Source organism: Bradyrhizobium sp. USDA 4501 (assembly GCF_054062115.1).
Genome location: NZ_JBSSEX010000001.1, coordinates 493,488 through 506,804, shown reverse-complemented (window position 1 = coordinate 506,804; position 13,317 = coordinate 493,488). Strand labels below are relative to the sequence as shown.

At 62.5% G+C, this 13,317-nt stretch carries 14 protein-coding genes; 12 read left to right on the top strand and 2 right to left on the bottom strand.

The annotated features are described in order from the left end of the window. Position 1 precedes the first annotated feature (1 nt). From cpaB to ACVWZM_RS02460, 12 genes are all read left to right on the top strand, one after another. Positions 2–967: a Flp pilus assembly protein CpaB gene (gene cpaB, locus ACVWZM_RS02515; RefSeq protein ID WP_456851738.1), complete on the top strand. Its 966-nt coding sequence runs from the start codon at positions 2–4 to the stop codon at positions 965–967. A 170-nt stretch (positions 968–1,137) separates the two neighbouring features. Beyond that, positions 1,138–2,169: an AAA family ATPase gene (locus ACVWZM_RS02510; RefSeq protein ID WP_233475535.1), complete on the top strand. Its 1,032-nt coding sequence runs from the start codon at positions 1,138–1,140 to the stop codon at positions 2,167–2,169. Then, positions 2,166–3,611: a CpaF family protein gene (locus ACVWZM_RS02505; RefSeq protein WP_253587251.1), complete on the top strand. Its 1,446-nt coding sequence runs from the start codon at positions 2,166–2,168 to the stop codon at positions 3,609–3,611. The genes ACVWZM_RS02510 and ACVWZM_RS02505 overlap by 4 nt, the downstream gene beginning before the upstream one ends. Continuing rightward, positions 3,611–4,537 carry a type II secretion system F family protein gene (locus ACVWZM_RS02500; RefSeq protein ID WP_253587250.1) on the top strand — a complete coding sequence of 309 codons (927 nt, stop codon included), beginning with the start codon at positions 3,611–3,613 and terminating at the stop codon, positions 4,535–4,537. Before ACVWZM_RS02505 ends, ACVWZM_RS02500 begins: the two co-directional genes overlap by 1 nt. Continuing rightward, positions 4,534–5,439, top strand: coding sequence for a type II secretion system F family protein (locus ACVWZM_RS02495; RefSeq protein WP_456851735.1), 906 nt, complete (start codon positions 4,534–4,536; stop codon positions 5,437–5,439). The genes ACVWZM_RS02500 and ACVWZM_RS02495 overlap by 4 nt, the downstream gene beginning before the upstream one ends. 18 nt (positions 5,440–5,457) lie before the next feature. After that, the gene (locus ACVWZM_RS02490; protein WP_253587248.1) at positions 5,458–6,093 is read left to right on the top strand and encodes a methyltransferase; all 636 of its coding nucleotides are present in this window, start codon (positions 5,458–5,460) and stop codon (positions 6,091–6,093) included. 27 nt (positions 6,094–6,120) lie between these two features. Next, positions 6,121–6,573 carry a hypothetical protein gene (locus ACVWZM_RS02485; RefSeq protein ID WP_456851733.1) on the top strand — a complete coding sequence of 151 codons (453 nt, stop codon included), beginning with the start codon at positions 6,121–6,123 and terminating at the stop codon, positions 6,571–6,573. Positions 6,574–6,581: 8 nt separating this feature from the next. After that, a complete protein-coding gene (locus ACVWZM_RS02480) occupies positions 6,582–7,907 on the top strand; it encodes a pilus assembly protein TadG-related protein (RefSeq protein ID WP_456851731.1) in 1,326 nt (441 codons plus the stop codon). Then, positions 7,907–8,317 (top strand): TadE/TadG family type IV pilus assembly protein, encoded by a 411-nt coding sequence (locus ACVWZM_RS02475; protein ID WP_225648937.1) that lies wholly within the window; start codon positions 7,907–7,909, stop codon positions 8,315–8,317. The genes ACVWZM_RS02480 and ACVWZM_RS02475 overlap by 1 nt, the downstream gene beginning before the upstream one ends. Positions 8,318–8,711: 394 nt before the next feature. Continuing rightward, positions 8,712–10,385, top strand: coding sequence for a type II and III secretion system protein family protein (locus ACVWZM_RS02470; protein WP_229190212.1), 1,674 nt, complete (start codon positions 8,712–8,714; stop codon positions 10,383–10,385). A gap of 12 nt (positions 10,386–10,397) precedes the next feature. Beyond that, the gene (locus ACVWZM_RS02465) at positions 10,398–10,799 is read left to right on the top strand and encodes a hypothetical protein (RefSeq protein ID WP_456851728.1); all 402 of its coding nucleotides are present in this window, start codon (positions 10,398–10,400) and stop codon (positions 10,797–10,799) included. Positions 10,800–11,066: 267 nt separating this feature from the next. Continuing rightward, complete coding sequence (locus ACVWZM_RS02460) at positions 11,067–11,507, top strand: tetratricopeptide repeat protein (protein WP_456851726.1); 441 nt, start codon at positions 11,067–11,069, stop codon at positions 11,505–11,507. Between the two features lie 157 nt (positions 11,508–11,664). Here the strand turns inward: ACVWZM_RS02460 and ACVWZM_RS02455 are convergent, their stop codons facing one another. Both ACVWZM_RS02455 and ACVWZM_RS02450 read right to left on the bottom strand, forming a co-directional pair. Further along, entirely contained in the window at positions 11,665–12,795 is a 1,131-nt protein-coding gene (locus tag ACVWZM_RS02455) for a hypothetical protein (protein ID WP_456851724.1), read from the bottom strand. A 237-nt stretch (positions 12,796–13,032) separates the two neighbouring features. Further along, on the bottom strand, positions 13,033–13,299 hold the full coding sequence (locus ACVWZM_RS02450; RefSeq protein ID WP_016846025.1) for a hypothetical protein: 267 nt from the start codon (positions 13,297–13,299) through the stop codon (positions 13,033–13,035). Between the last annotated feature and the right edge of the window lie 18 nt (positions 13,300–13,317).

The following is a 13,317-nucleotide window of genomic DNA, read 5'->3' as shown; positions in this document are numbered from 1 at the left end:
CATGTCGTCCGCTCTCCGTGTCTCGATCATCATGGTGCTGCTGCTTGCGGCTACGGCGCTTGGAATGATCGCCTACAGCATGAACCGACCTGCAGATCCGGTTGTTGCGCAGGCAGTCGAAGAGAAGCCTGCGCCTGCGGCCGCGACGGTCGGCTACTTTGTCGCGACCCGCCCGCTTTCGAAGGGAACGCTGGCGCGGGACGAAGATTTCGCGGTGCGCCAGACAGCACCGAACCGTGTCCCTGCGGGGGCGATCCTTGAAACGCCTGACTCCAAGGCCGGGTTGCCCGGTTCGCTGGTTCGCAAGTTCGTCGAAGCCGGCAGCGCGATTACACTGGACGACATCCTGCGTCCGAAGGATCGCGGCTTCCTTGCCAGCGTCCTGGCGCCGGACAGCCGCGCCATCAGCATCAAGGTCGACGAGGAGACCGGTGTGTCCGGTCTGATCAGGCCGGGCGACAATGTCGACGTGGTGCTGACCCAGGTGTTCGAGAAGGCCGCGCCGGTGAAGCGAGCCGTCAGCGAAACCGTTCTGTCCAATGTGCGCGTGATCGCGATCGACCAGGAGATTGCGCAAGGCGGCCGTCCGATCACCAATGCCGTCCCGGGCAAGACGGCGCAGACCGTGTCACTGGAGCTCAAGCCGGATCAGGTCAAGAAGGTGGCCGTCGCAAAGCAGCTCGGAACGCTGTCGCTCGTCATCCGCGCTGCGGCCGAGCAGTGGGGCAAGGCCGACACAAGCGTAACGTCCAGCTGCGACGTATCGCCGGAGCTGGCGCGCCAGAGTGCAGTTGCCGGCCAGAGCACGACGGTCGCGATCTATACCGGCAGCGAGGTCAAGCAATACTCGGTCAGGAGACAGGATCTTGACGACGACGCCCGCGCGGGCTGCGACGTGCCGTCCGAACTCGATCGTCAGACCACAGCGGCAGCGAGTGACGTCGGCAAGGGATCGGAGAAACGTTGATGAGTGCGAACATGGCAGTGGTGGAACAACCCGAAGAGACGACGTCTCTTGTCGCGCGCAACCGCATCGTCTGCTTCGTCAATGACGAGCTGAGCGCGGCAGCCCTCCGCAAGGGTCTCGACGGCAGCAATCTGGTGATCCGGCGCGGCACCATCCGTCATGCGACACGCATGCTCGAGACCGACACCGATCTGTACGCGCTGGTGACCGACATCAGCGGGATCGATGATCCTTTCACTGAACTGGAACGCCTCGCCAGTGTCTGTCCGCCCGATGTGAAGGTGGCCCTGATTGGAGACAACAGGGAGATCGTCTTCTACCGCGAGCTGATGGAGATCGGCCTTACTGAATACCTGCCGACGCCGATCACCAGGGATATGGTGCTCGACCAGCTGCGTCCCAAGCTGATCGGCGACGCCGCGCCGGCCCAGAATGACCGCGGCGGACACGTGGTGTCGATCTGTGGCGCGCAGGGCGGCGCCGGCGCGACCAGCGTCGCGATCAACCTCGCGCTGCAACTGGCCGAAACCACCAAGGCGAAGGTGGCGCTACTCGACCTGCATCTGCAGGGCGGCGAGACCGCGGTGATGCTGGGTGTTCGTCCTGGACCCGGCCTCCGCATCGCCCTTGAAAACCCGATGCGGGCCGACACGCTGTTTCTCGAACGTGCCGCGATCGAGGTGAACGATCGGGTCTGCCTGATTTCCGGCGACGAGGAGCTCGATGCCAAGCTCGACATCACCGAAGCCGGCGTGCGGCACGTGCTGGGCCTGCTCCGTCAGCGGTTCAACTACGTCGTTGTCGATGTGCCGGTGCCGTTCCCGGCATCGATCTATCCGGTCATTCAGATGTCCCGTCATGTGCTGGTGCTGTTGGAGGCCGAAGTAACCGGCCTGCGCAATGCCCACGCGCTGCGCAACGCCGTCACCAACATCGCGGGCAAGGATCGGGTGTTTACCCTGCTCAATCGTGCCGACCGCGCCGGCGGTCTGCCGAGAGCAACGATCGTCAAGGCGCTGGGCGCCGAGCCGGACATGGTGATCCCGGATCTCGGCAAAGGCATGACCCAGGCGGTCAACCTCGGCGTTCCGGCTCTGAAGCACGTATCCGGTCTGCGGCGCCACCTTGCCCCGATCGTACGGGAAATCACCGGCGTCGGTGCCAAGAAAAGCGCCGGGTGGAAGAGGTGGCTCGGGCTATGAAAAAGTTCGGCAGGCGCGCAGACGAAATGCCAGTGCGGATGCCCGCAGCGGTGCCGGACGCCCCGGCAGCGACACCAAGCGCGCGGCCGGCGCCGCCACCCTTGCCGTCGGCGGAACCGAGCGTGGCGTCACCGGCGTCCAGCCTGTTTGCATCGGCGCCGAAGCATGAAGAACCTGCGACGCACCATCCGGTGATGTCGGCATCCCTGCGCGAACGCGTCATCGAGCAGATCGAGCCGTCGGTGGCCGCGACCGTTCCCCGCGACGTCCTGCGGCGGCAGATCGAGGAAATCATCCACGGCATCGCCAACCACGAGCGGCTGGAGCTGTCGGGCCGCGAGCAGCTCTTCCTGGCGGAGGAGATCGCCGACGACATGACCGGCTACGGGCCGCTGCGTCCGCTTCTGCTCGACGAGACGATCAACGACATCATGATCAACGGGCCGAGCAACGTCTATGTCGAGCGGGCCGGCAAGCTGGAGCGGGTTGCGGTCCGTTTTCGCGACAACGACCATATCGCCTCGGTCGCACAGAAGATCGCCTCGCAGGTCGGCCGGCGGGTGGATGAATCCAGCCCGATGGTCGACTGCCGTCTGCCGGACGGCAGCCGTGTCAACATCATCCTGCCGCCGCTGGCGATTCATAGCCCCTGCATCTCGATCCGAAAATTTCCGAACCGGCGTCTGAACATCGCCGGGATGATCGAAAACGGCTCGATGACCGCCGCGCTTGGGCAGCTGCTGGAGATCGCCTCCCGCTGCCGGCTCAACGTCCTGGTCTCCGGAGGCACCGGTTCCGGCAAGACGACGCTGCTGAACGCCTTGAGTCAGTTCATCGACCATAGCGAGCGCATCGTCACGATTGAGGACGCGGCGGAGCTGCAGCTTCAGCAGCCGCACGTGATCAGCCTGGAGACCCGTCCGGCCAGCCTCGAGGGCACCGGCCAGGTGACGCAGCGCGACCTTCTGTGGAATGCACTTCGTATGCGTCCGGACCGCATCGTCGTCGGTGAGGTGCGCGGCGCCGAGGCGTTCGACATGCTGCAGGCGATGAACACCGGCCATGACGGATCGATCTCCACGGTGCACGCCAACAGTACCCGCGACGCGCTGACGCGCGTGGAGAACATGGTGCAGATGGGGCAGGTCAATCTGCCGTCGCGCGCAATCCGCTCCCAGATCGTCGCCGCCCTGGATCTGATTGTGCAGGTCGAGCGCATGCGGGATGGCCAGCGCCGCATCGTGCAGATCAGCGAGGTGATCGGCCTCGAGGGCGAGGTGATCACCACCAACGACATCGCGTTGTTCGAGTACAAGGACGAGGATGTCCAAGGGCGGATATCCGGCACCTACCGCTCCACCAATGCGGTTCCGAAGTTCAAGAGCCGCCTCGTCTATTACGGGCTCGATCGGGCCTGGGCAGAAGCGATGAGGCACATCTGATGTCGACGCCCTTGATCATCGTTCTGGTGCTTCTGTTGTGTGCCGGGGCAAACACCCTCTGGCTCGACGCACGACAGAGACGAATGGATCGCCAGCTCGAGATCGCGCTGCCGACGGCTGAAGCCGCAGCCTTGGTCTCCATCCGTCGTGCGGCCAAGACGTCGCGTTGGCGCGCGCTCCAGCGCTTCGCCAACTATCGCCCCGATATGGTGTACGTCGTGCGGCCGGTCTATGTGCTGCTTGCAGGGGGAATGGCAGCGGCGGGAATTCTCTACGTCAATGGATTCCTGCGGTTCCCTGGCTCCTATGGAGCCATTGCGGCTGTCGGCGTCGCCATCCTGGTCGTGCGCGGTCTGTTCGGATGGCAGCAACATCGCTTTGCAAACCAGCTCTTCCAGCAGCTTCCCGATGCGGTCCAACTGGTGACGAGTACTGTCCGGTCCGGATTGCCCGTGCACGAAGCTTTTCGCACCATCGCCCGCGAGATGCCGCAACCGACATCCGGGCAATTTGCCATCGTCTGTCATGAATTGAACCTGGGCAGGTCACCCGAGGAGGCCGTCGAGGAGATCTATCAGCGAACGCAGGTGTCGGAGTATGCGATGTTTGCGGTAACCCTCGCGGTGCAATTGAAGACCGGCGGCAGCCTGGCGGAAACGCTGCAGACGCTGGGCGAGACCGTGAGTCAGCGGGTCGCGCTGGCGGCGCGTGCGAAGGCCTTGGCGGGAGAGGTCATCTTTTCATCGCGTGCGCTCACCTGTGCGCCGGTCGTTATCGGCGGGCTGCTTTACCTGATCAATCCGCAGTCGGTCGACCTGCTGTTGTTCGATCCGCAAGGAAACGTGCTGCTCGCTTATGCGGCGTGCTCGGTCCTGATCGGGCATTTCGTGATCCGTTGGATGGTCAGAAGGGAAACCACCCTATGACGGCTGTTCTCGGTTTTGCCACGCTTGCCGTCGCACTCGCGGCCGCGACCTTCCTGCTGGTCATTCGCGAGATACATCTGCGCACCCTGGACACGCGTGTCTCGAATGCCGTGCTGGGCATTTCCGATCGATCGAATTCGAAGGATCTGATCGGCTGGCTTTCATCGGTCGGCATGCGCTACAGGCGCTACTACGCCCAGGAAAATCTCGACCAGCTGAGGATGGTTCTTCAGTCGGCAGGGTTCAATCACTATCGAACCCTGCCGATCTGGATCGGCTTCAAGACGGTCAGCACATATGTGCTGCCGATCGCGGCTTTCTCTATTTCGCAAATTCTTGGACGGCCGTTCAGCGACGTGATGATCTTCACGCTGCTTGGCCTGGCGTTTGGAATCATGATTCCGCGCCTGATCTTGCTGGTCGTGAAGCGACGTTTCGATGCCGCGATCCGGCTCGGTACGCCGGACACCATCGATCTTCTTGTGGTTTGCAGCGAAGCCGGCATGGGCCTGGAGAGCGCGATTGAGCGTGTGGCGGAGGAGATGCGGGAGACCACTCCCGCTATCACCCACGTGCTGCGCGGTCTTCTCGATGATCTCCGGATCCTGCCGAACCGTGCCGACGCCTTCGAGAAGCTTGCGTCCACGTCGGAGGGCCTCCGTCGCTTCGGCACCATGGTCAGCCAGAGCCTGCAATATGGCACGCCGCTCAGTCAGGCGCTGCGCAGCATCGCAGTCGACCTGCGCCGCGAACGCATCACCAAGCTCGAGGAGCGGGCGCACAAACTGGGCGCCAAGCTGACCGTTCCGATGGTGCTGTTCCTGCTTCCGGCGATGTTCGTCATTCTGGGCGGAAGCCCGTTCCTTCATTTGATCCGTACATTCTCCAACCTCGGCAATTGAGCCATGAGCGCAGCTGCAATGAGTCTTTCGACGAACCTGGCCTACGATCGGGCGACCCGATTCCTGGGCAGCGCATGGTTCCTGCTGTTGGGACTTGCCGTGACGACCAATCTTGCGAAGACGGGGCAGCCATGGCCGTCGCTCGTCTCGAACTTTCTCGTCGCGGTGTTTTACCTGATGCTGGCGCTGCTGATCCTGATCCGCGGCCCCGCAAAGGCGCAGGCCGAAGGCCTGCTGCCGAGGATTGCGGCGTTCGTCGGCACCTACTGGCCATGGACGATCACGTTTTTCGAGAAGACCGAGGGCGCATTGCCCAATTTGTTGTCTGCGGTTTTCGTGCTGACCGGCATGATCATGATCCTCGTGACCGTCCGCCATCTCGGACGGTCGTTCAGCCTGGTGCCGCAGGCGCGTTCGGTGGTGCAAACCGGGCCGTACCGGTGGATCAAGCATCCGCTCTATCTGTCGGAAGAGATCGTGTTCCTTGGTGTCGTGCTGCAGCATCTGAGCTGGATGACCGTGGGCCTGCTGATTCTGCATATCTGCATCCAGGTCTGGCGAATTCACTACGAGGAGGACGTGCTTCGGCGCACGCTTCCTGAATATTCCAGCTACGAGGCGTCGCGCTGGAGATTGATTCCCTATGTCTGGTGAGCGGCCATGCGAAGCTGGAAGAGCCGTGTGAGCGGCAAGCGTTCCCTGATCGCGGATCGACGCGGCGCCGTCGCGTTCGAGATGCTGTTCGTTTTCGCTTTCCTGTTCCTGGTTATTCTGCTGCCGCTTGCCGACCTGGCGCTGGCGGGCTTTCAATACATCCAGGCGCTAGCTGCGCTGCGCGGGTTCGGGCAATCCATCCAGTACTCCCCGCCGGGCGACGTCACGAACGCATCCAGCTGGGCGGCGGCCGCGCTCGCCAAGGCCGATTCCCGTTATCCGATCCCCAGCATCCAGCTGATCTGCGGCGAGAGCAATGCGGTCTGCGATTCGACGAATTCCGATCCGTCCCAGCCGAAGTACTACGTGTATTCGACGACGATCACGCTGGCGCCGATGGTGTTGAGGTCGGGGATTTGCACCAGCACCAATACCAATCCTTGTTCGTTCACGCTGACCTATTCGGAACGATTTCAATGAGGTGTTCCATGCGTAACATGCTTCATTGCCGTCGCGGCTCGGCCGCGTTCGCAACCGTGATTGCGCTGATCCCGTTGATCGGAATGATGGCGCTCGGCGGTGAAGCCGGGTCGTGGTACGTCACCCAGCAACGTGCCCAGGGTGCGGCTGATGCAGCGGCCTATGCCGGTGCCTTGCGGCTCGCGTGCGATAGCGCGCCGCAGCCGGGCACGACCTGCAACAACACCCAGACATATGATTACCGCGGCAAGCAGGCCGCCGCTCAGAACACGTTCTGCAATTCGGGCGACACCGCCTATCCCGGCTCCAGATGTGTGGCGACCAGCGGCGTCACGCGGACCGTTCAGGTCGCCTCGCTGACGACCTGGAACGGGGTGGCGGGGACGTACGTTCAGGCCACCATCAGCCAGCAGCAGCCGGGATATCTGGCTCAGGTGCTTGGCTTGTCGACGGTCACGATCGCCGCGACGGCGGTCGCCAAGCTCGATAGCTTGGCGAAACCTCCATGCGTGCTGGCGTTGAAGGACCCCGTTACTTTTCAGGGTAGCGCCACGGTATCGTCGGCAAACTGCGGTATTTCGTCGGACAGCAGCGCGTCGAACGCGATCGGCTTCATCGGCAATTCGGGTATCTCGGTGAATGCACCGAGCTACACGGTCGGCGGCTGCTCCCAGACGGGCGGAAGTCAATGCACTGGCGTGCAAACCTATCAGCAACCGATCCCTGATCCGCTGAGTGCAGTCAACACGGCGTTGTCTGCGTTGAAGACGTCAAATTTCGCGAACAATAACAACAACAACCCACCCCAACCATACGAGACATGCAGCTGTTACAACAGCAGCAACAATCCGACGTTCGATGCGAGCACCCCATTAAACGGCACCTACTATTTTTCGGGGAACGTCAAGATCAACATGAATCCGACCATAACCGGTACGGCTACCCTGATATTTTTCGCGGGAGCAACGCTCACTATTACAGGGACCCCGACGATCCAGCTCACGGCAATGAAGTCGCCTACTGGACCGTCCATATTGTCAGCATCGGTCAAGGCCCTGATGACGGATCTGCTGATCTATGACGGTGAAGCCTATTCGAAGCAAGGCGTCAATATCAGTGGCACTTCGACCAGCTATTTCAATGGCACGGTCTATATCCCGAATGCACCAGTTACATACGGAGGCAACAGCTCGTCGAGTGCCCCCGGCACCGGTTGCTATCAGGTCATAGCCTACGCGGTGAGTTTCCAGGGCAATACGAGCCTGGACAACAGTAAGTGTTCGTCGGATGGGGCGGCAAGGCCCAACGTTCAAACCGTGCGCCTGGTGCAGTGATGAAAAGGCTCGACCAGCGCGGGGTCGCGGCTCTCGAGTTCTGCCTCATCGCCGTGCCCTTGTTCACCCTGATCTTCGCCGTGTTTGATTTCGGACGCTACGCGATCACGATGCAGTCGCTGCGCCTGCTTGCGGATGCCGGCGCCCGGGCGAACATGATCAGCTGCTACTCGCCCGCCGTGCTGGCGTCCAATTCACCATCCACCTGCACCGGTGACTATCTGACGCTTGCGCAGAAGCAGGCCGTTGCTCCCTTCCTGTATGGCGCCAGTCTCACGCCGACGGTGACCACGACGGCAGGCGCCTCGGCGCTGACGGTGACAGCATCCCTATCGGGCTTTGCCATGATCATGCCGATCTGGGGCACGTCCCTCAACGCGCCGAGCGTGTCGACCACGATTCCCTTCTGAGCAGAACCCGATTCGGCGAGGCTGATCGGCGGCGCCGGCTTGGGCGGCCGGCGGAGCGGCTCGGCCCGTTGTGCGGCCGGGAATAGCCCGGGCGGGCTATGGAAGTGGTGCGCGCTGGCAACAACGGGGAGTTTTCTCCCGCGTTGCCGCAGCCGGGCGGACCTCTCTCCTTGCAATCGAGGCGCGTAGCGGGGGATGATCTGCCAGCCGCCATTAGCGGCCTTGCGACCCGGGTGAGTACTCGGTGCGCGGGGAAATGGGAATTTTCGCGAGTAACTATTTGTAGTCGGACAGACTGTAAGCTCTACGGCGTGGTGGACGAACGGGAGTGATCGGGACGCCGAGGTCGTAGATTTACGGGGATCGTCGCGGAGACGCGGCGAAGGGGATTGGCATGATGGGAAGTCGCGTTTCGGTTGATGCGGGACTTGGGCTGGTTGCCTTGAGCGCGATGGCGTTTGGCGCTGCGATCGCCCTGTTTCATTTCTCCGATCCTGCTGCCGCCGCCGACCGGCGGGCACCGTCGTCCAGCGGCGTGTTCGTCAGCGAGATGAGCGACGTCCAGCGCGTCAGGGTGACCATCAACAAGTCGCGCACCTTCAGGGTCGATACGGCGTTCTCGTCGATCGTCGCGGGCTCGCCCGAAATCGCCGACGTCAAGTCGCTGAGCGACCATTTGATCTACGTCCAGGGCAAGAAGACCGGCACCACCAACGTCATCCTGTTCGACAGCTCGATGAAGCAGATCGGCATTCTCGATGTCGAGGTGACGTTCGATATCGGCAATCTGCAGCAGAACATTCGGGCCGGCGCCGGCACGGGCGGCATTCGCGTGTCCGCCTCCGAAGGGCAGGTGGTGCTGAGCGGAATGGCCGCCGATGCGGTCTCCGCGGAGCGGGCGCTGACGATTGCCAAAGGCAGCATTCCCGAGGGCGGCATCGTCGTCAATGCCATGAGCGTTGCGGCGCCGCAGCAGGTGATGCTTGAGGTGCGCTTCCTCGAGGTCAATCGGGAAGCCGGACGCCAACTGGGCATGAACCTTTATGCGGCGAATGCCAACGGCACTAACGTTGGTAATACAGGTCTCGGCGGGTTTACGGGTATCGGACGAGTCCCGATTGGCGGCGTCACTCAGATCAATCCAACTGGCAATATCAATCGAGCCGATCCCAACATTGCCGTTGGCTCAACTCCCACGGGCAGCCTTCCGGTTCTTCAAACGGTTGGATCGCTTCTTGGGGCCGCCGGCGGAGTAACGCCTGCCCCGTTCGGAAGTTTGTTGACCAGCATCATTCGAACCGGCAATGGCGGCTCAGTGGATTTGTTGATCTCCGCCTTGGAAACGAAGGGGTTGGTTCGCTCTCTAGCCGAACCGAACCTGATCGCACTCTCGGGCGATGCTGCGCGGTTTCTGGCCGGTGGTGAGTTTCCAGTCCCCACTGTGCAGCCGGGAAGCGGAAATGGTGTCCCTACAATTACGACCCAATACAAGCCTTTCGGCGTGGAATTAGCGTTCGTTCCCACAGTTCTCTCGCGAGGGACTATCAATCTAAGGATCGAACCTTCGGTGAGCGAACTGGACTTCGCAAATGCTGTGACGATTGCCGGAACTCAAATTCCAGCGCTGACCAGTCGGAGCGCTAGAACCACCGTTGAGCTGCGCGACGGCCAGAGCTTTGCTGTCGCCGGCCTACTGCAGACCCGGAACGTCCAGAACGTATCGCAACTGCCCTGGATCGGTTCGGTGCCGGTTCTCGGGACCTTGTTCAGCAGCAAGTCGTACCAGCAGCAGGAAACCGACCTCGTCATCATCGTGACGCCGCGTCTCGTCGCGCCGGCGGCGCCCGGCCAGCAGCTGGCATCGCCGCTCGACTCCCGCCTGCCGGCCAATGACGTCGACTTCTTTCTCAATGGCCAGATGGAAGTTCGCAAGCGTTACGACGACTACGTCAATTCCGGCGGCGACGTGAAGGGACCCTACGGTCACATCATCGCGCCAAACGCTGTTGTACCGGCTCCGCCGCCGGCTGTCGGTGCGAACCAGCCGGTCGTGAAGACCTTGAACTAGAGGAGGCGAGAGATGACCATCCGATATCTGGCTTTGCTCGCACCCTTCCTGCTCGGTGGCTGCTACGGCCTCTACGGGCATGACGAGATGGACCGTTACGTGCAGCGGTCCGACACCATCACGATGAGCGCCGGCAACGCCAAGGAGGTGAACGCCGTTACTCACACAGTCCACCCGTGGCCGGCCTATGTCGGCGATCGCAGGATCGCGTACGACGCGCGGCGGACGAGCGAGGCCGTGAGGCGTTACGGCACCACGACGCGACCGGTGGATCAGCTTCCCGACATGGGCGATCCGACCAAGGCGATGGGCCAGCCGCCGCCCGTCACCACAATTCAGAACGTCAACACGACCGGATTGGGAGCCGGGACCGGAGGATCGGTGGCCGTCGGGGTCGGCGGCGGCGGCAGGTAATGTCCTTTTGGCGTCGGCCAGGTGCCGGGGCGGGGATTCGGAAGGGAAGTGCGACGTTGGGTCTCGGCGGACCTCGGTATTTCGGTCGTGCCGTCTGTTTTCGTAGGTAGTTTTGCGATGGATCTTCGAATGGTGCGGGGGATGCGCTGGACTTGGGAAACGGGGCGAGGATTGCATCGCCTCGCACCGGCGTTGATCTGTTGCGGCTTGGCGACCGGCCTTGGGGCTTGTGACTACACGACGCGGGAAGCTGCGATCGTCGCCCCCGTGGATCCGCCAGGCGGCGACCCCGTGCAGGAGCCGACCGACGTCAAATACTATCCCTCCGACGAACCGGTGCGGATGGGGCTCGAGCACTACAACCGCGGCAATTACGGAATCTCGCAGCGCTATTTCAAGGAAGCGGTCGAGAAGGCGCCGAAGGACGTGACGGCCTGGGTCGGCCTCGCGGCGAGCTATGACAAGTTGCGCCGCTTCGATCTTGCCGATCAGGCCTATGCGCAGGCGATCCGGCTTGGCGGCGAGACCGTCCAGATCCTCAACGATCAGGGCTATTCCCTCATGCTGCGCGGCAATCTGAACGGCGCGCGGCGGAAGTTCGAGAAGGCGTATTCGCTCGATCCGGGCAACCCCGTCATCGCCAACAACCTCGAGCTTCTCAACGGTAGCCGGAAGTTCATCGAGCGGCCGCCGAACAATCAGCCGTAGGTTGACAGCGGTTCACGAGCCTCTGCACGATTTCTTAGGGGTATTATGATACCCAATTTTGCCCGACGCGTCGAGTTGCCGGGTCCGCCGGCTCCTTTGCATGGGGTTGTTTTCGATATTTTGGCAGCTCGCCCCTGCGACTTGACCTCGCCACGATCTAGTTCGGCATCAGCACGACATCGATGCGGCGGCTGTTTCGTGTGCTGATGATGATGGCGCCGTTGCGGGTGGCGAATCTCGCACCGAGAAGCCGCGGCACTTTTTCCGTCAACGACGACGGCAGCGGAATCATTCCGCCGGTGACGGGATCGCCGACGTTGATCGGCGCGACTGCTGCGCCGCCCGAAGGCGCTGCCTTGATGTACTCCCTTATCAACTGAATCTCTTCACGCGAGAGGCTGAGCGCGGCCTGGTCGCCTGCGCCGTCAGGCAGCTTCTTTTCCGCCTCGGCCTTGTTTTGCGCATCTTCCTGCTGGGCGGCATCGCGTTTTGCGGCTTCGATCTGTTCGAGTCTGGTGAGGCGTTCCCTCAGCGGGGCGATCTCCCGCCGCAACGCGGCAATGTCCGACTTCAGCGAAGAAAGCTGACCAAGCGCAATCGCGGCGGCAACGCAAGCGACGACCGAGATCAGGCTGAGGCACGCCACCGCCAGCCCCGTCAATCCGCCTCGACGATCGGCACGACGATCCCTGACATCCTCCGCGGATCGCCGTTGCCGCGCGGTGGCGGATTTCGGCTTGATCGTGCCGAGGAAGCCGACCAGACCGGACAGCCGCGAAGCCACCATGCGGTTCGCCTTTTGAAAGGAGCCGAAGGCAGACGCAGGGATGATCGGAGAGTGCGCCGGGGGGATGCCGGGAGCAGCAGCCGAATGGCCCGCGCCGGATGGCTGGCGATCGTCGTGGTCCTCGCGCGTCATGCCGGGGAGCTCGAGATCAACGTCGTCGGGGCGGTCGATCGCAGCATCCGCAACGTAATGGCGCATGTCGACCGCAGCGGCGTCCAATCGCTCCGTTTCCTGTCGATCGGGTCCTTGTTCGATGCGGGCGGCTTCAAGCGAGCGCCACAGCGAGAGCCCCGAATCGGTGATCTGCAGGCCCGCATCGTTGATCGACGCCCATCCCGATTGGAAAACGTCGGCATCGCCAAGCTCGGACGGCCGCTTCGACTGCGTGGCTTCATCGCCGGCCGCGATCATACGCTTGACCTCGCGGCTGACCTCGTCGATCGCGATCCGCTGCCCGGGCCTTGCGGCCAGCACACTCAAGATCGCCAGATTGAACCTCATGCGGCGCCTCGCGATGCCCCATCAACTGGCCGTGCCGCCGTTCCGCTCCCGTGCAGGCGACGTGCGAGCCTCGGCGGGGTCGAAGCGGATCATTATGCCGGCACGGACGTCGGTCAGTCAGGGAGTCGAGCAAGTGTACCGGCTCGCCAAGGGGCAAACAATCCGGCACCAGACCTACGACAGATGGATAAGTCGGCCCGCAAACGACACGCGTCGGGATCGCGTTCGTTGCGCGCCTCAGAGAAACTCGCGAAGCCTGGAAAGCTCGATCACATGCTCGGGTGAGAGCACGTCGGGGACGAGGGGAGGCTGCGACTTGGTCCGGATCTCGTAGAGATGTCGCGTCTTCTCGGGCTTGCCCATGAAATCCCGAATGCATTGGTCGAGCGTTCCGTTGACGACCATATAGGGCGCGCGATCCTCTCGCCTGGAGTTGTTGAGAGAAGGCCATTTGTAGAGGTGGGCCGCAGCTTGGAAGTCCACCTGATGGGATTGGTCGGTCATTGCAAAATATCTACCCGA

Excerpts from the sequence above, each read along its gene's own strand:
- cpaB (WP_456851738.1), top strand. The coding sequence starts at position 2 with ATGTCGTCCGCTCTCCGTGTCTCGATCATCATGGTGCTGCTGCTTGCG.
- ACVWZM_RS02510 (WP_233475535.1), top strand. The coding sequence starts at position 1,138 with ATGCTCGAGACCGACACCGATCTGTACGCGCTGGTGACCGACATCAGC.
- ACVWZM_RS02505 (WP_253587251.1), top strand. The coding sequence starts at position 2,166 with ATGAAAAAGTTCGGCAGGCGCGCAGACGAAATGCCAGTGCGGATGCCC.
- ACVWZM_RS02500 (WP_253587250.1), top strand. The coding sequence starts at position 3,611 with ATGTCGACGCCCTTGATCATCGTTCTGGTGCTTCTGTTGTGTGCCGGG.
- ACVWZM_RS02495 (WP_456851735.1), top strand. The coding sequence starts at position 4,534 with ATGACGGCTGTTCTCGGTTTTGCCACGCTTGCCGTCGCACTCGCGGCC.
- ACVWZM_RS02490 (WP_253587248.1), top strand. The coding sequence starts at position 5,458 with ATGAGTCTTTCGACGAACCTGGCCTACGATCGGGCGACCCGATTCCTG.
- ACVWZM_RS02480 (WP_456851731.1), top strand. The coding sequence starts at position 6,582 with ATGCGTAACATGCTTCATTGCCGTCGCGGCTCGGCCGCGTTCGCAACC.
- ACVWZM_RS02475 (WP_225648937.1), top strand. The coding sequence starts at position 7,907 with ATGAAAAGGCTCGACCAGCGCGGGGTCGCGGCTCTCGAGTTCTGCCTC.
- ACVWZM_RS02470 (WP_229190212.1), top strand. The coding sequence starts at position 8,712 with ATGATGGGAAGTCGCGTTTCGGTTGATGCGGGACTTGGGCTGGTTGCC.
- ACVWZM_RS02465 (WP_456851728.1), top strand. The coding sequence starts at position 10,398 with ATGACCATCCGATATCTGGCTTTGCTCGCACCCTTCCTGCTCGGTGGC.
- ACVWZM_RS02455 (WP_456851724.1), bottom strand. The coding sequence starts at position 12,795 with ATGAGGTTCAATCTGGCGATCTTGAGTGTGCTGGCCGCAAGGCCCGGG.
- ACVWZM_RS02450 (WP_016846025.1), bottom strand. The coding sequence starts at position 13,299 with ATGACCGACCAATCCCATCAGGTGGACTTCCAAGCTGCGGCCCACCTC.